At 60.4% G+C, this 17,153-nt stretch carries 15 protein-coding genes; 8 read left to right on the top strand and 7 right to left on the bottom strand.

All coding sequences use genetic code 11. The features are described from left to right. Position 1: 1 nt before the first annotated feature. Entirely contained in the window at positions 2 to 1,180 is a 1,179-nt protein-coding gene (locus tag ACYVDM_RS21265) for an acetyl-CoA acetyltransferase (RefSeq protein ID WP_415788595.1), read from the bottom strand. 115 nt (positions 1,181 to 1,295) lie between these two features. On the opposite strand from ACYVDM_RS21265, the gene ACYVDM_RS21260 reads away from it, so the two are divergent. Then, positions 1,296 to 1,859: a LuxR C-terminal-related transcriptional regulator gene (locus ACYVDM_RS21260; protein ID WP_415788593.1), complete on the top strand. Its 564-nt coding sequence runs from the start codon at positions 1,296 to 1,298 to the stop codon at positions 1,857 to 1,859. A 59-nt stretch (positions 1,860 to 1,918) separates the two neighbouring features. On the opposite strand, the gene ACYVDM_RS21255 is transcribed toward ACYVDM_RS21260, so the two are convergent. Next, entirely contained in the window at positions 1,919 to 3,736 is a 1,818-nt protein-coding gene (locus ACYVDM_RS21255) for a glycoside hydrolase family 15 protein (protein ID WP_415788591.1), read from the bottom strand. A gap of 4 nt (positions 3,737 to 3,740) precedes the next feature. Next, positions 3,741 to 4,559, bottom strand: a complete 819-nt coding sequence (locus ACYVDM_RS21250) for a glucose 1-dehydrogenase (protein WP_415788589.1) — start codon at positions 4,557 to 4,559, stop codon at positions 3,741 to 3,743. A gap of 615 nt (positions 4,560 to 5,174) precedes the next feature. Here ACYVDM_RS21250 and bioA point away from each other — a divergent pair. From bioA to bioF, 3 genes are read left to right on the top strand one after another with little or no spacing between them, the layout of a single operon-like run. Next, entirely contained in the window at positions 5,175 to 6,524 is a 1,350-nt protein-coding gene (gene bioA, locus ACYVDM_RS21245) for an adenosylmethionine--8-amino-7-oxononanoate transaminase (protein ID WP_415788587.1), read from the top strand. Beyond that, a complete protein-coding gene (bioD, locus tag ACYVDM_RS21240) occupies positions 6,517 to 7,209 on the top strand; it encodes a dethiobiotin synthase (RefSeq protein ID WP_415788585.1) in 693 nt (230 codons plus the stop codon). The genes bioA and bioD overlap by 8 nt, the downstream gene beginning before the upstream one ends. Beyond that, on the top strand, positions 7,206 to 8,402 hold the full coding sequence (gene bioF, locus ACYVDM_RS21235; protein ID WP_415788583.1) for an 8-amino-7-oxononanoate synthase: 1,197 nt from the start codon (positions 7,206 to 7,208) through the stop codon (positions 8,400 to 8,402). The genes bioD and bioF overlap by 4 nt, the downstream gene beginning before the upstream one ends. 34 nt (positions 8,403 to 8,436) lie before the next feature. Here bioF and ACYVDM_RS21230 read toward each other — a convergent pair whose 3' ends face one another. Then, entirely contained in the window at positions 8,437 to 9,303 is an 867-nt protein-coding gene (locus tag ACYVDM_RS21230) for a LysR family transcriptional regulator (RefSeq protein ID WP_415788581.1), read from the bottom strand. 135 nt (positions 9,304 to 9,438) lie between these two features. On the opposite strand from ACYVDM_RS21230, the gene ACYVDM_RS21225 reads away from it, so the two are divergent. Both ACYVDM_RS21225 and ACYVDM_RS21220 read left to right on the top strand, forming a co-directional pair. Beyond that, positions 9,439 to 10,185 (top strand): glucose 1-dehydrogenase, encoded by a 747-nt coding sequence (locus ACYVDM_RS21225; protein ID WP_415788579.1) that lies wholly within the window; start codon positions 9,439 to 9,441, stop codon positions 10,183 to 10,185. Positions 10,186 to 10,259: 74 nt separating this feature from the next. Continuing rightward, positions 10,260 to 11,090: an oxidoreductase gene (locus tag ACYVDM_RS21220; RefSeq protein WP_415788577.1), complete on the top strand. Its 831-nt coding sequence runs from the start codon at positions 10,260 to 10,262 to the stop codon at positions 11,088 to 11,090. A 92-nt stretch (positions 11,091 to 11,182) separates the two neighbouring features. Here ACYVDM_RS21220 and ACYVDM_RS21215 read toward each other — a convergent pair whose 3' ends face one another. Both ACYVDM_RS21215 and ACYVDM_RS21210 read right to left on the bottom strand, forming a co-directional pair. Further along, on the bottom strand, positions 11,183 to 12,688 hold the full coding sequence (locus tag ACYVDM_RS21215; protein ID WP_415788575.1) for a M81 family metallopeptidase: 1,506 nt from the start codon (positions 12,686 to 12,688) through the stop codon (positions 11,183 to 11,185). Continuing rightward, positions 12,688 to 13,743 (bottom strand): tripartite tricarboxylate transporter substrate binding protein, encoded by a 1,056-nt coding sequence (locus ACYVDM_RS21210; RefSeq protein WP_415788573.1) that lies wholly within the window; start codon positions 13,741 to 13,743, stop codon positions 12,688 to 12,690. Before ACYVDM_RS21210 ends, ACYVDM_RS21215 begins: the two co-directional genes overlap by 1 nt. A gap of 15 nt (positions 13,744 to 13,758) precedes the next feature. Here ACYVDM_RS21210 and ACYVDM_RS21205 point away from each other — a divergent pair, with 15 nt between their 5' ends. After that, positions 13,759 to 14,664, top strand: a complete 906-nt coding sequence (locus ACYVDM_RS21205; RefSeq protein ID WP_415788571.1) for a LysR family transcriptional regulator — start codon at positions 13,759 to 13,761, stop codon at positions 14,662 to 14,664. Positions 14,665 to 14,753: 89 nt separating this feature from the next. Here the strand turns inward: ACYVDM_RS21205 and ACYVDM_RS21200 are convergent, their stop codons facing one another. After that, positions 14,754 to 15,575, bottom strand: coding sequence for an IclR family transcriptional regulator (locus tag ACYVDM_RS21200; protein ID WP_415788569.1), 822 nt, complete (start codon positions 15,573 to 15,575; stop codon positions 14,754 to 14,756). Between the two features lie 114 nt (positions 15,576 to 15,689). Between ACYVDM_RS21200 and ACYVDM_RS21195 the strand changes: the two genes are divergently transcribed. Further along, complete coding sequence (locus tag ACYVDM_RS21195; RefSeq protein WP_415788567.1) at positions 15,690 to 17,132, top strand: amidase; 1,443 nt, start codon at positions 15,690 to 15,692, stop codon at positions 17,130 to 17,132. The last annotated feature ends 21 nt before the right edge of the window (positions 17,133 to 17,153 follow it).

Below are 17,153 nucleotides of genomic sequence, written 5' to 3'. Positions count from 1 at the left end.
ACTACGCCCTTTTTGCCTGAAGAACGCTGGCATAGTTAGCCACGCCGGTGCCGCCCATGTTAAAGACCAGACCCAACTCGGGTGCGTCGATCTGCATCTCGCCAGCCTGGCCGGTTAACTGACGGAACGATATGGCATGCATCGAAACGCCGGTGGCACCCACCGGGTGGCCCTTGGCCTTGAGCCCGCCAGAAAGATTGACCGGCAAGGCGCCGCCGCGCATGACCGTGCCGTCATCCAGCACGCGGTGGCCTTGGCCTTTGGGAGCCAGCCCCAAAGCCTCATAGATCAATAGCTCGGCGATCGTAAAGCAGTCGTGCACTTCGGCGAAGTCGAGATCAGCGGTCGTGATTCCCGCCTGCTGCAAGGCTTGCGCCATGGCCTTCTGGGGGCCTTCGAAAGCCAGAAAGTCGCGCGCCGACATGGGGAGAAGATCGCTGACGTGGGCAGTGGCCCGTATGGCGACCTCTTTTTGAAACTGCTTTGCCCGGGCGGCACTGACCAATACAACGGCTGCCGCGCCATCGGTAATCAGGGAGCAGTCCGACAACCGCAGGGGAGGCGCGATCATCGGGTTTTTGTCGGAAACCGTATTACACGCTTCTACGCTCAAGGCCCGGTGCATGTGCGCCAGTGGATTGGCGAGCGCATTATGGTGGTTTTTGGAGGCAATGGCGGCCATGGCCGACATGGGGTCTTGATAGCGCTCGGTATAGGCCTGCGCCGCAATGGCAAATACCTGGGGAAAGCTAAGAGCCCGTTCTTGCTCGCTGTTTTGGTAGCCTGCCCCAGCCAGGGCGCGGGTGACATCTTCGGTGCTGTTTGAGGTCATTTTCTCGGCCCCGACAACCAACACGACTTCAGCCTGCCCGGCTTGTATGGCGGCCATGCCGGCAAACAGCGCCGCCGCGCCCGAAGCACAAGCGTTTTCACACCGGGTGGCCGGCTTGAAGCGCAGATCGGGCGATGCCTGGTGAACCAGCGACGATGCGAAGCCGTCAGGCACCATGCCGGAATTGAAGTGCCCGAGATACACAGCGTCTATCTCCGATGCGTCGATTTTCGCATCGGCGAGTGCCTCGCGCGTGGCGGACACGATGAGGTCTTCCAGAGTCAGTGCGTCGAGCCGGCCGAACTTGGTATGGCCGCTGCCAACGATGGACACGGTATGTGATGCCATGCTGTCTCCCAGCGTTTGTGTTTTCAACGTGTTTGTTTTTTATATGTTGGCCCGCTAGCATACGTATGTCTATGCGTGCAACTACGTACATAAATACGTACAACCAAAGAGAATCATGCTCGATCACAATCTCGAAGAACTGGCGTTTCGCGAGTCGCCTGCGCCGCAAATCATCACCAAGAATCGAACCATCTTGCGATGCAACAAGGCGTTTGCGACGCTATTCGGTTACGAAGTCGAAGATCTGGAGGGAGAGCTGATCCTGAAGCTCTACCCAAGCAGCGCGGACTATTACGAGATCGGTGAACGCTGTCTGCATGCACTGCGCATCAAGACAAGTTACGAAGACGAACGCTTCATGCAACATCGCGACAGGCAGATTTTCTGGGCGCGTGCACGTGGCGTGACGCTGACGCCCGAACAGCCCTTCAACCTGATGATCTGGAGCTTCGAACGCATCCACCACAACCGGACTAAAACGGCAGAGCTGACGCACCGCGAGCAGGAAATATCCGGCTATATCGTCAATGGCCTGACTTGCAAGGAAACGGCGCAGGCATTGGGTATCTCGCACCGCACAGTCGAAGTACATCGCGGCCGGCTAATGAAAAAATTGGGCGCCAAGAATACGGCCGAACTCGTGTCAAAAATCATTATGGTGACCAATCCCGAACACTGAGACGGACGAGTTACCGTGGAGCTTGGCGAAGTTTCCGCGCACCGCAATAATCCCCGCCCTCAATCCTGCGGCGCGTCGCGCGATGAGCGCTGGCGCGCCGTGCCACCCGCAGCGCTCAGGTTATAGGCAGTATTGACCAAGCCGATGTGCGAAAAGCCCTGCGGGAAATTGCCCACCAGGCGCTTGCGCACCACGTCGTACTCTTCGGCCAGCAGTCCCAGATCATTGCGCAGCGACAGCAGACGATCGAACAAGCAGTGCGCGTCATCCAGTCGGCCCAGCATGATGTAGGCATCGGCCAGCCAGAAACTGCACACCAGGAACACGCCTTCGTTGCCCGGCAGACCATCGTCGCTACGCTCGGTCGAATAGCGCAGCAGCAGGCCGTCGCGCAACAACTCGCGTTCGACCGCCTGCACGGTGCCCGACACGCGCGGATCATCCACCGGCAGAAAGCCAACCTGCGGAATCAACAGCAAACTGGCGTCCAGCGCTGTGCCGTCGTAATACTGAACAAAGGTGTTGCGTCCGGCGTCGTAGCCATGCGTGCATATGTCCTCGCGGATCTCGGCGGCCAAGGCTCGCCAGCGATCTACCGGGCCTTCCAGGCCAAAGCGCTCACAAGACTTCACGGTACGATCCAGCGCCACCCAGCACATCAGCCGCGAATGCGTGAAGGCCCGGCGCGGCCCGCGCATTTCCCAGATTCCATGATCCGGCTGTCGCCATAGCGCTTCAAGCGGTTTGAGCAGCACCTTCTGCATGCGCCAAGCTTCGGCCAGCGGCGCCAAGTCGGCCACCCGCGCGGCATGCAGGGTCTCGATCAGTTCGCCATACACGTCCAGCTGCATCTGACCGGCTGCGCCATTGCCCAGGCGTACCGGCCTACTTCCCTCGTAGCCCGGCAGCCAGGGAATATCGTGCTCGGGGAGCCAGCGTTCGCCGGCGATGCCATACATGATCTGCAGTTGATTGGGGTGGCCGGCCGCCGCGCGCAGCAGCCATTGCCGCCAGGCCTCGGCTTCTTCCCGGTAGCCGGCATTCAGCAAGGCATACAACGTCAGGGCTGAATCGCGCAGCCAGCAGTGGCGGTAATCCCAGTTGCGGCTGCCGCCCAGTTGTTCGGGCAGCGAAGTCGTGGGCGCCGCCACGATGCCGCCGGTTGGCTGAAAAGTCAGCAGTTTCAGCGTGATCAACGATCGCACCACCGCGTCGCGCCGTGCGCCCGGACCGTCGTCCCAATGGCACCGCTTGGCCCATTCGTGCCACCAGGCAATAGTGCGGTCCATGCTTTCCATACGGTCGGGCACAAAATGCGGCGTCTTGTGCGAGCGATGGTACGACAAGGTAAAGGGCACGATCTCGCCTTGCCGCAGGATGAAGCGAGCCACGCTTTTCATGTCGCGGCCTTCCAATGGCACGGGCGTATGCAGTTCGACGGCATCGGGTCCAGCGATCGCACTCAGGCCATAATCACGCCGCCGCACCCAGGGAACCGCCTGCCCGTAGTTAAAGCGCAGCGTCAATTCCATTTGCATGTCGACCTGACCCGACTCGCCTTGCACAATGCGCACCACATCCACCCGTTCTTCGTCATCGCTCAGGGGCATGAAGTCGTACACGCGTACGACGCCGGAGGGCGTCTCATGGAGGGTTTCCAGCACGGCGGTATCGGGCAGGTAGCGGCGCGTGGTGTGCCCCGGATGACAGGGCGCGACCAGCCAGCGGCCGTGGCTATCGTCGCCCAGCAAAGCGGCGAAGCAGGCCGGCGAATCGAAATGCGGCAAGCACAGCCAATCGATGGAACCGTCGCGCGCCACCAGCGCCGCGGACAGCATGTTGCCGATCAGACCATAGTCTTCAATGGGCTTGGACATGCGCTCAACCCGCACCGCGAAACGCAGGATACAACGTCATGCCGCCGTCGATGAACAGCGTGGAACCAGTGACGTAATCGGAATCGTCGCTGGCCAACCAGGCGACGGCGCGCGCCACGTCCTCCGGTTCACCGATACGCCCGTACGGAATCAGCTTGAGCAGCGACGCCAGGCTTTCCGGTGTGTCCCAAGCAGGCGCGTTGATGGGCGTGCGTATCGCCCCGGGCGCTACGGAATTGACGCGAATCTTCATGGGAGCAAGCTCTTGCGCCAACGACTGCATCAGCAGCGACACGCCCCCTTTGGACGCTGCATAGTTGGCCTGGAATGCCCACGGGATAACCTCGTGGACTGAACTGATGAAAACGATCTTGCCTGCGGCCGCGTTGGCCGGCGGTGGGGGCACGCGATTCAGGAAGGCCCGGGCGGCGGCACGGGCACACAAGAATTGGCCGGTCAGGTTGACGTCGATGACCTTCTGCCACTGAGCCAGCGTCATGTCCTGAATGGCGGCCGGCTGTTCGATGCCGGCGTTGTTGATCAGGATGTCGACGCCCTGGTAATGATCCACGGCCACCCGGAATAGATGCTCGACATCTTCTTCGCGACTGATGTCGGCGGCAGCCGGAACAGCCTTGCCGCCCGCACGTGCGATTTCCTGCACGACCTCGACACCGCGTCGCTCGGAGTCTTCGTTGGGACGGTGGTTGACGACAACCCGCGCCCCCGCTGCCGCCAATTCCAGGGCGACGCCACGCCCGATCCCCGAGTTGGCGCCAGTGACAATAGCCACGCGCCCGGACAAATCTACCGCATGTCGCATGGTGCTCTCCTTGCGGCGAGCGGTTCCGGTATTGCTGTCTTGAGGATCCGCGGGCGCCGCTCTCGATAGCCAGCGGTCAGCTTAGTCCTTGATGGGGCATGGGTTCAACCCCGGGGCGGCCGCGCGGGGCAATCTCGGCCACCATCATCCCGACACGGTCGACTGAGTCCACGTGATAAGACGCGAAGTATTCATACGCTAGTAGCGAGGGGGCTCCTTGAATGATTTGAAGCGACTCAGCGTCGCGCGAAACGTTCACGCATGCTTCGATGATGACACCTATGCCCATACCGGCTTTAACAACGCCCAACAGCGCTTCGGTTGAATTGGTGCAACTCAGTCAGACTGACTATAGGCCATTATTGCGAAACAACGTTTCTAGCGAGCCGTAGGCAGCGAAGTCCCTGGCATAAGTCATGATGCGATGCTGGGCTATGTCAGCCAACGCCGTCGTTTCAGAAGATGGTTAAGATAATGTAGACGGCATCAATCCGCAGGCCTTATCTGGCGCCTGCGGTCTAAATCGATGAATTAAATACTCGCGAAGTGACTGCAGCCTAGCTTTACGTTGAAAGCGCCAGGCCACCTGTCTATTCACGATCAACAACAAGGTCCATGAACAACTCTTCCATGATTGAGCGCAGCCTGCGCCATGTGTGGCACCCCTGCACACAGATGAAACGGCACGAATCCCAGCCCCCAGCGCCCATCGCGAAAGCTGAAGGCGTGTGGCTATATGACTTTGAAGGCCGCCGTTATCTGGACGGCATCAGTTCCTGGTGGGTCAATCTGTTTGGCCACGGCCATCCACACATCAAGTCGGCACTGCGCGATCAATTGGAGCAGCTTGATCACGTCATGCTGGCCGGCTTCACCCATGCGCCTGTTGTGGAATTGTCCGAGCGGCTGAGCGCACTGACCGGTCTGGGACATGCGTTTTATGGCAGCGATGGCGCCAGCGCCACCGAAATTGCCTTGAAAATGAGCGCTCACTATTGGCGCAACGCAGGCCACCCTGAGAAAAGTCACTTTGTGGGCTTGGCTGGCGGCTACCACGGTGAGACAGTGGGCGCGCTGGGTGTCACCGATATCGCCCTGTTTCGCGAAGCCTATGCGCCGCTGATTCGACTGGCCGCCACCGTACCCAGTCCTGATGCGCGAGGCGCGCAGCCGGGCGAAAGCGCTGCGGACGTGGCGCATCGTGCTGCATCAGGGCTAGAACGCTGGTTGGAGCAGCACCATGCGCAAACGGCGGCGCTGATTCTTGAGCCCATGATTCAGTGCGCCGCGGGCATGGTCATGTACGACGCCAGCTATCTGACTCAAGCACGCGCGCTGTGCGATCGCTACCAAGTGCACCTGATCGTTGACGAGATCGCCACCGGCTTTGGTCGCAGCGGCACAATGTTTGCACACCAGCAGGCCGACATATTGCCCGACTTTATCTGCCTCTCGAAGGGGCTGACCGGCGGCACCCTGCCGTTATCGGCCGTGCTGACCACGGATGCGGTGTACCAGGCGTTTTACGACGACGAAGTGGCACGTGGCTTTCTGCACTCGCACTCGTACACTGGCAATCCGCTGGCCTGCCGCGCGGCACTGGCTACGCTGGAATTGTTCGAACAGTCCGACGTGTTGGCGGACAATGCTGCCCTGGCGCGGACGCTGGATCAGGCCTTTGCTCCGTTGACGCAACACCCTTCGGTTCGACATGCGCGCCGACGGGGCATGATCTGGGCCTGGGAAATAGACGAAAGCTTTGAAGGCGCAACCCCCAGGCCGGGGTTCGCCAGCCGTTACGCCCAGCACGCGATGGCGCAAGGCGTGGTCTTGCGCCCGATCGGCAACACGCTTTATGCAATGCCGCCCTACGCCCTTGATGCGGACACGGCTGCCCATTTGGCGCAAGGCGCACTGGCCGCGCTACGGGCCACGCTGGACGTTAAGGACGAAACCCATGACTAATGCCCAATCCGAAAAACTGTCAATTTTTGTCACTGGCACCGACACTGGTGTGGGAAAAACGCTGGTCAGCACCGCCCTGCTTCATGCCCTGGCCCAACACCATGGCCGCGTGGTTGGCATGAAGCCCGTGGCTGCTGGCACGGAACTGATCGATGGTGTTCACGCCAATGAAGACGTGATCGCCCTGCGCGCAGCCGCCACATGCAGCGTGCCGCCCGAACTCGACAACCCGGTGCTGCTGCCCGACCCGGTGTCGCCGCACATCGCCGCCGCGCGCGCCGGAGTGCGGATTGATATTGCCCATTTGGTCGCCTGCCAGCGCGCACTGACTGAGTTGGCCGACGCAGTGGTGGTGGAAGGCGCAGGCGGCTTTCTCGTTCCCCTCTCGGACACTGAGACCGGCGCCGACCTTGCACAAGCCTTGGGCCTGCCCGTGCTGCTGGTGGTGGGCTTGCGGCTTGGCTGCCTGAACCATGCCCTGCTGACCACCGAAGCCATTCGCGCACGTGGACTCACGCTGGCCGGATGGGTTGCCAACCATGTAGATGCCAACATGTTGGCGCAAGAAAACAACATTGCTTTTTTGCAGCAAAAGCTTCAAGTACCGCTGGTAGCAACGATCCCGTTTCAGTGCTCGCCCAATCCGCGAACACTGAGCTTCAACCTTCCACAGGCATGGCAATGACAAATTCATGGCTGGACGAATTCCCGGCGCGTATTGAAGAACTGGACCAGGCCCACCTGCGCCGCCGCCGTGCCGTGGTCGCTCCCGACGGCGGCGCGCGCCTGCGGGTCGACGGGCGCAGCATGCTGGCCTTTTGCAGCAATGATTACCTGGGACTGTCGCAACACCCAGAGATGGTGCAGGCGGCCTGCGATGGCGCCCAGACCTTTGGCGTCGGTTCTGGCGGCTCGCCGCTGGTGAGCGGCCATAGTGCCGCCAACGAGGCACTGGAGCATGAGCTTGCCGCGTTTGTGGGTCTGCCGCGTGCGCTGTATTTTTATGCGGGCTTTTCCACCAATGTCGGCATCATCCCGGCGCTGGTGGGAGCCGGTGACGCGATCTTCTCAGACGCGTTGAATCATGCCTGCCTGATCGATGGCGCCCGGCTTTCTCGCGCTCAGATTCATCGCTACGCACATATCGACCTCGACTCCCTGGACCACGAACTAAAGCACAGCAGTGCCCGCCGCAAACTGGTCATCAGCGATGCCGTCTTCAGCATGGATGGCACCTGCGCCGACATCCCTGCCCTCTTGGCGCTGTGCGAACGGCATGACGCACTGCTGCTGTTGGACGACGCGCACGGCTTTGGCGTTAGGGGCCCGCAAGGCCGCGGTAGCCTGGCCGACGCCGGGCTGTACGACGATCAGGGCACGCGGCGAGTGCTCTACATGGCTACATTGGGCAAAGCTGCCGGTGTGGCCGGTGCCTTTGTGGCCGGCGACGCAGCACTAGTGGAATGGCTGCTGCAAAAAACCCGCAGCTATACGTTTGCCACCGCAGCGCCCGCCTTGCTGGCAAGCGCACTAAGTATCAGTTTGCGCGTGATCGCAAAAGAAGACTGGCGGCGCAGCCACCTGAACCTGTTAATTGCACGCCTGCGCAGCGGCTTGGCCGCCGGCCTGCAGGGTAGCGACTGGCAGCTGACAGAATCGCACACGGCCATCCAACCCTTGCTGATTGGTGCTAACGACAAGGCACTTGCCGTCATGCAAGCTCTGCGCGAGCAAGGCATCTGGGTGCCTGCAATTCGCCCGCCTACGGTGCAGGAGGGCACTGCCCGCCTGCGCATCGCGTTGTCAGCCGCCCACGGCGAGGCCGATGTTGATCTGTTGATTGAAACCTTGATCACTCTGTCCAGATCCTTGCGCTAAACCCTCACGGCGAACGGCGTCGCGCTAGGTCAAATCATGACGCAATCGCGGAATCGGAAAGCATCGTATCGGCAATATCCAGCATCGCTCGCAGTCGATCCATATGTCGCAGGTCGTGATGGTAGCCCACCCATATATCCCTGGTTGGAGGCTCATCTGCTGTTTCGACACGCTGCAATCCAGATATGGCATCGCCAAGCGGTCTTGGCAGCACTGCAACGCCCATACCGCGCAGGCACATCTGCGCCTGAACCGCTCGGCTCGTACTTGTGAAAACACGCCGTGAACGAGGAAACCTATCGAGCAGCCAGACGACATCAGGAAAGTGGGACTGTGCCGTATTCATGAGAACAAGTCCCACAGAGCCCGGATCGTCCTGCATTGCACGTGCGGTTTCGGCCGAACCATAAAGACTATATGACATCGTCATCAGCCGGCGTTGAACAATGTCCGGCTCGGTGAAGGGAACAATACGAAAGGCCACGTCGGCATCACGCCGCGACAGGTTGAGCAATCGATAGCTCGCGATCACCTCTGGCACAACGGCCGGATGGCGGTTCGTCAATTCAGCCAGGACCGGAGCCAAAACATAGCCGGCAAACCACTCTGCTGCAGATATCCGCAGGATACCTTCGAGCCGCTCGTGATTGCCCGCCAGACGCCTTTCCATTGCCAACGCGGAGTTTTCCATGGACTCCGCCAGCGCGAGTACGGTGTCTCCGGCGTCCGTGAGCACCAGTCGATTTCCAGTCCTGCGAAAGAGCGGCTGCTCTGCCTCGTCTTCCAGTGCCTTTATCCGGCGCCCGATCGTTGGATGACTCACGCCCAAGCTTCGGGCCGCCTCGCCAAAGGATCCGCAGCGGACGACTGCCAAATAGATTCGGACGTCGCTCCATTCCATGCGATAGACCTATACGTTCAAAAGTGTACGAGAAATATACAAGAATGATAGTTCACAAACAATTTTGTTGATATCACCATAGAGCCCTAGCTGAGCTGGCCTATCCCGGGTCAGCGTTATCCGGAATCCAAGGTCATGAGCAAACTCAAAGACAAGGTCGCCATCGTAACGGGTGCCTCCAAAGGCATCGGAGCGGGCATTGCCCGCCGACTTGCCGCCGATGGGGCGACAGTCATCGTCAATTACGTCTCCAGCAAAGACGACGCAGACAAGGTGGTCGCCGACATCGAGGCGGCTGGGGGAAAAGCCCTCGCGGTAGGCGCAGACGTGACCAACAAGACGGAGGTCGAATGGCTGATCAGAGCCGCCATCGACAGCTTCGGCCGATTGGATATTTTGGTGAACAACTCTGGGATCTACCAGTTCGCCAAGATCGAAGACACCACTGAAGAACTCTACCGCAAGCAATTCGACCTTAACGTTCTTGGTCCTTTGCTGGTTACCGCCGCCGCCACACCACACATGCGCAAGGGCGCGAGCATCATCAACATCAGCTCGTTCGTCACGCGTGTCCTTCCGGTAGAAAGTGCCATCTACACGGGCTCGAAAGGAGCGATTGACGCTATCACCGGCGTGCTGTCGCGCGAACTCGGCCCCAAAGGCATCCGTGTCAACGCCGTAAACCCAGGCCTCATCGAAACCGACGGCACCCACACGGCTGGCGTCATTGGTTCAGATTTCCAGACCTGGAACGAGAGCCAGACGCCGCTGGGCCGTATCGGTCAAGTGCAGGATATTGCGCCGATCGTTTCGTATCTCGCCTCCGACGATGCGGGTTGGGTGACGGGTGAGCGCATCCTGGGTTCGGGTGGCATGCGCTGACACAACAGCGCGATCTAGCGTTGGAACGGATTATTGCGCGTACCGATGCGCAGGATTAAACGAAAGGAAAAAGCATGAAAAAGACATGGTTGATTACCGGTTGCTCGAGTGGCTTCGGGCTGCGTTTGGCCCAGGAGGCCGCAGCCCGCGGAGACGAGGTGGTGGCAACGGCCCGCAACGCGGATGCCCTAAAGGGTCTGGCGCAGCGTTACCCGAATACGGTGCGTGTTGCTGCTCTGGACGTGACCAGGCCAGAGACAATACAGGCTGCCATAGCGATGACTGAGGAAACCTTCGGCAGACTGAACGTACTGATCAACAATGCCGGACACGGGTTCATGGGCGCGATTGAGGAGGCGACGTCAGACGAATATCGCTCCCTATTCGACGTCAATGTTTTTGGTCTGATTGAGATGACGCGCGCGGCGTTGCCGCTAATGCGGCGCACTCAAAGAGGCCGGATCGTGAACCTCTCCTCTGGAGCCGGCATCATCGGCAGGGGTGGGCACGGATATTACAACGCGACCAAATTTGCGGTGGAAGGCCTGTCGGAGGCGCTTGCGCAAGAGGTAGCGCCGATGGATATTCGGGTGTTAATCGTCGAGCCGGGACCGTTTCGCACCGAGTTCCTGGGGCGCTCTATCGCGGTCGCCAAGCAGAAAATTGAGGCCTACGCGGCAACCGCAGGCGCTGCCCGTACCTATCGCGAGAGCAACGACGGACGCCAGCTGGGAGACCCGAGCAAAGCTGTAGCGGTGATGATTCGGGCCATCGATGCCGATGATCCGCCATTGCACTTGCCGATCGGCCCACGCGCCCACTCGCTTGCCGAACTCAAGCTGGAAACGTTCCGTCAAGATATTGATGCGTGGCGCGACGTATCCATCGCCACGGATTTCGATTGACGACAACGGCTGGATGCCATGGCAAGCGTCGCCGCCTAGACACGGGACGACTTTGACATGAATGTTGAAAAATCGTCCCGCGAAGTCAACCCTCATTGGCGTGGCCGTCTATGCGTATTGGGAGCAATCCTCACGGAGGGGCGTAGGCGGAGATACGAAAGATCCAGCGTATTCGCGACACACGCCCCGGGTGCCGCAATCAAAAGCACCTGCTCTGCGATCGGCTCGAAGTCAGCCCGGAAGTGGCAGGTGCTCTTCAGGACAATCAATCTCTGATTCTCGAGATCCACTCCCAGATGGTGGAATGGCGCGGGATCAAAGGCCTGCATCCGCTTTGACGTCACGACGATCTGGACGCCCTCGATACGCAGCAAGGCCATGGGGCCCAGATCTGTCTCGTTGCCGCCATTAATTTTACCGGTAGCCACAAACCGACCGTCGCCGATCTGCTCGACCAAACATTCTGCTGTCAGCGGCGTTACGCCTGCCGGCCCATGTCTACCGCCGATGGAGAGTGTCAAGCGTCGGCCCTTGCCGACCTCGCAGGCTTGGGCAGCAGTATGAGGATCATGAATCAAGCCGACGACCGCATCCTGCGCACCTGCCTCGATCAGCGCCTTAAGCAGATCTGTGGTGTCACCGGTACCGCCGCCGCCAGGGTTGTCCTGGATATCGGCCACCACGACAGGCTTCTGGGCATGGCGGGCAATTCGCAAAGCTTCGTGGACACCTGATGGAACGTCCCAGACCCGCTCGGCAAAGTCGGGCTCCCGGCTTTCGATCGCCTCCAGAAGGCTGGCCGTGACCTGCTCCGCCTCAGCTTGCGTCGTGGCATAGGCCACGACGCAAGGTCCGCACCAAAAAACGTCCGCCTGGGGAAACCCGGCTAGATATGACAGAGAAACGACTCCACCGTCATCGCATCTCGAATGTGCCACGATCGAACGCGTCGGCTCAAGCAGGGTGCATTGGCTCTCCAGCGGGATAAGGAAGCTCGCATGTCGCAGCGAGCGCCCCTGGGGCCGCCCTTCGCGCACCAACCTCTCCAGCACGGCGGCCGCTCGCCGCCCGGTATCAACGCGGTCTACGTGTGGATAAGTCCTGAAGGCAACGATTCCGTCGGCCAGCTCAACCATTTGCGGTGTGACGTTGGCGTGGTAATCCAGACTGATCACGATCGGTACGGATTCGCCAACACACGCCCGTACACGCCGCAGAAGTTCTCCTTCTCCATCCTCGAGACTGGCCGTCACCATCGCACCGTGCAAGTCCAGGTAGACAGCGTCCACTGGCGCTGCCTCCGAAAGTCGTCCCACGAGTTCGGCGCAGATACGTTCGAATGCATCGTCCGTCACCAGGCCACCGGCCCCGCCACTGGACCAGACCAGAGGCACCAGATCGACATCCGCGCCGATCGTGTCCAGGAAGCCGGACATCGCAAAGCTGGTGCCCGCTAGCCGGTCCAGGATGGCGGGCCCCCGGGTGAGCGCCGGCCGGTCCCGCTCATCCAAGAAATAACGGTAGTCGGCCCGGTGCTTGACACTGAACGTGTTTGTCTCGTATTGGAATCCGCCCAGCGCGATTCTGTGGATAGTCATCAGAGCCCTCCAATCACTTCGATGATGTCACCCCACCGCTTGCGTTCACTTTGAAGAAATTCCGTGAACTCCGCAGTACCCTTGGGTGCCGATGACACGCCCAGAGACTCCAACTGTTTGACAATGCTTGGTGCACGTGCAGCCACCAACGCCGCCTTTTCCAGACGTGACAACGCATCGCTGGGAGTGCCACTGGGCACGAAAAGCCCATTCCAGGTCGGAAAGCCAAACCCCTTGAAACCAAGCTCGGCCACTGTCGGGACGTCGGGCATGATGCCGATGCGCTGATCGCCGAGGGCTGCCAGCGTCCGCAGGCGGCCTTCGGCGACAAAGGACTTGACCAAGCCAGCGCTCATGGGCGCGATGTCGACTCTGCCTTCTTGCAGATCGATAACACCTTGGCTTTCGCCCTTGTATGGTACGTGGAGCATCTGCACGCCTGCGAGCTTGCAGAGATACTCCATGATGAGATGCAGGGACCCCAAGTGCCCCGTCGAGGCGAACGTCAGCGCATTGCCGGACAAAGATGCCGCTTGCAGAACGTCGTCCAAGGTCTTGAATTTGCTGCTTGCGGCAACCACCAACACAAAATCAACGGCACATAGACTCGCCACGGGCTGTAGATCTTTCTCGGCATCGTAGGCCAGTCCAGTCTGCGTCAGGGGAAGCACGACATTGGTTGCCAGGCCACCGAACAAGGCGCTGTGTCCGTCGGGTCGTGCTCTGGCGACCGATGACGCCCCAATCGCCCCAGATGCACCGGGGCGGTTCTCGATGATGACAGAACCGAATCCCTCTGGCACCCCCTGGGCCAACAGCCGTGCCGCAGCATCGGTGGTGCCGCCGGCAGCAAAGGGCACGACCCAGTGCGTTGGGCTGGCAGCGGCGGCGATGCGTACCTGTGGCGCCAGTAGCGCGGCGGCGAATGCAGTGAGTATGTGGCGACGAGACGGCATAGCGAGATCTTGTTCGGGATAGATGTCGCCAGTGTGCGCTTTACGGTGTGCGACAGGAAGGGCATAATCGATCACACGGTGTTGCAGTATGGGCAACACGCTTCGATTGCCATAATGAAAAACTCCCAGATCAATGAAGCCCGTGTTGCATATTTCGCAGCTGTAATGGACGCTGGCAGCATCAGGGGAGGCGCCGACCGATTGGGACTGGAAGCATCCGTGCTGAGCCGACAGATCCAGACCCTAGAGCGTGAACTGGGCGTGCAACTCTTCCTGCGCAGTGCCCGTGGCGTGACGCCAACGGATGCCGCGGCGGTGCTGCTGTCCTATGCGAGAACAGCGCAATCGAATGCCAACCTGCTCAAGGCGCAACTGGAAGAACTCACCAGCGCCAAACGAGGATTGATTCGTCTGGCAGTCGCCGAAGGCTTCATTGAACCCTTGGTCGAATATGTCTTGCGCGACTTCAACCAAGCGCACGAAAAAGTCGAAGTGACTTTGACCCTGGTGAGTTCAGTGGAAGCGGTACGCATGGTCGCTGAAGACACCGCCGACATAGGGCTGGCAATCAATCCGCCGCCAGCGGAACAGGTGCTCGTGCGCAATCGACGTGCACGGCCCACAAGACTGGTTGTCTGGCCCGAGCACAGGCTCGCATCGTGTAAGACCGCAGTGCCATTGAATGAACTCCTGCATGAACCCCTCGCGCTGATGTCGCCAGGATATGGGCTGCGACAGATGGCGCAACTCGCGGGCTATGTAGAAAGGGCATCGCTTCGGCCCAAATATATGACGAGTTCGGTGGCAGCGCTCAAACTCCTCGTACGCAATCAACTGGCGGTCACGTTTATGTCCGATGCCGCAGTGGAGAGCGATGTCCGACGGGGCGAACTGAAAACAGTTCCCCTGGAGAATGCCGTATTCAATGCAACCGAGGTGCAGTTGATCGTCAAATCTGGCAAGACGCTTTCAAGCGCATCTCAAACGCTGATGGCGTACATCGATCAACATATCTTCTAACGTGCGGCTCTTGATTCCCATGGCCCGCAAATTGACGGGTGACTACGCAGCAGTCGGAATCACGGCCAACTGCGTCGCGCGAGGTCAAATCATGACGCAATCGCGGATGCCGTCTTCAACAACTGGGGCACTAGGTCGCTGATCACACGCTTGCGCGGGTAATCGCTAAGCGCCGTGGCCAGGCTAATGGCGGCGATGGGTCGCTGCGCGTCATCGTGCAGCAGCACCGCGGCGCCAATTTGATTCAAGTGCACCTGCTCTTCGGCAATCGAATACCCCAGGCTGCGCGCCTGGCCGATCTGCGCCACCAGTTCATCGATGTCCAGTGTGGTCTTGTTCGTCATTGCACGCGGGGGAATCCGGCGCAGGATATCGCGCACGCCGTCGTCATCGAACTGCGTCAGCAGCATGCGGCCCGAACTGTTGGCCCACGCGGGCATACGCCGCCCCGGCAACATTTCGGATAGCGTGTTCTGCCGGCTGGGCAGACGCAACACGTACAACATTTCCTGGCCGGCCAACACGCTCAGGTTCACCGCCAGCCCGCAGCGATCGCGCAACGCCACCAGATGTGGCGTGGCTGCCGAAATCAATACGTCGGACCGCAGATACGAATAGCCCAATTCCAGGACCTTGTGCGCTAGGCGATAACGACGCGACCCGCTTTCTTGCGACAGATACCCCAGTTGCTCCCACGTATGTACAAAGCGTTGCGCGGCGCTTTTCCCCAAGCCCGTCAGTTGCCCCAGCTCGGTCACGCCCAGCGCGTCCCGTCTGCCCGCAAAGGCCTCCAGCACGCGCACGCTGCGCGCCACGGCGGCTACAAACAGCGGATCGTTGTGATTCAGGTCCGGATCGACGGCGGTGGAATTCTTGCCAACGCTGTTGGATACAGGCTTGGACGGCGTCATGACGGCAACCTCCGGTTCTTGGTGGATATCCCGATTGTTCGGCCCTGTTTTCGAACTTATAGTATCTTATATTCAATACATTGTATTGACATACGATACAAAAGACAGAGCGTCGTGACTTCAGATACCGGTTTATGTGACCTTAGCGCCACCGACATGCGTGCCCTGATCCAGGCCCGCGACATCAGCGCCGTCGAATTGGCTAGCGCGCACCTGGATCGCATCCGGGCCTGCAATCCGCAGATCAACGCTATCGTCACCCTCGACGCGGAACGCGCGCTTATCGCCGCGGCGCGTGCCGACCAACACCAGGCCAGCGGTGCCGCAATAGGCTTGCTGCATGGCCTGCCTATTGTGCATAAGGACTGCTTCTACACAGCGGGCATGCGCACGACCCAGGGATCGCCGTTATTCCGCGACCATGTCCCCGACTTCGACAGTCTGATCGTGCAGCGCGAACGCGCTGCCGGCGCGATTACGCTGGGCAAAAGCAACGTGCCGGAATTCTGCGCGGGATCGCACACGTTCAATACCGTGTTTGGCGCCACGCGCAATCCGTACGCACCCACGCGGTCGGCCGGTGGAAGCAGCGGTGGCTCAGCGGCAGCGCTGGCCGCGCGCATGACGCCGTTGGCCGACGGCAGCGACATGGGCGGCTCGTTGCGCAATCCCGCCGCGTTCTGCAACGTCGTAGGACTGCGACCCTCGATAGGCCGGATCCCTCACTGGCCGCAAGCGAATCCATTCAATACCTTGACCGCGATCGGCCCCATGGCGCGCACGGTCGGCGACGTGGCGTTGTTGCTGGCGGCCATTGCCGGGACCGACGCACGGGATCCCTACTCGCTGACCGACGATCCGCGGCGCTACGCCGCCCCACTACGCCGCGATTTTCGGGGCACGCGCATCGCCTATTGCGCGGACTGGGGCGGATTGCCCGTCGACGACGACATCCGCGGCGCCACTGACAACACGTTGCCGGTGTTTCGCGAATTGGGGCTGGATGTCGTGCACCGCAGCCCGGATTTCACGGGCGCCGATCAGGCGTTCCAGACACTGCGTGGCCTGGCATTCGTGATGTCCTATGAACAGACCGTCACGGACCACGGCACGCAGGTCAAAGACGCTGTCCATTGGAACGTGGCCATGGGCTTGGCGCAAACCGCTGCCGATATCGCCGCTGCTGAACGCGTCCGCGCGACCCTGCACGCACACCTGCGGGACTTCATGCGCGACCACGAATTCCTGGTCGGACCGGTTACGCAGGTTTCGCCCTTTCCAATCGAGCAGGAATACCCACCCACGGTTGCGGGCGTGTCGATGGATAACTACATCGACTGGATGCGGTCTTGTTATTACCTGACGCTGACCGGCCATCCCTGCATTTCAGTGCCCTGCGGCTTTACGCCGGCAGGACTGCCGGTAGGTATCCAAATCGTGGGGCGTTACCGCGACGAATTGGGGCTGCTGCAACTGGCCCACGCGTTTGAACAAGCAACCGGAGTTTGGCGCCAACTGCCCGATATGCAGGGCATGGCGAATTTATCTTTTCGCTAAAATCCATCAAGGGGAATTGCG

It is taken from the genome of Bordetella tumulicola (assembly GCF_054779135.1).
Note: the sequence above shows the minus strand (reverse complement) of the source record. Positions and strands in the feature narration are given on the sequence as shown.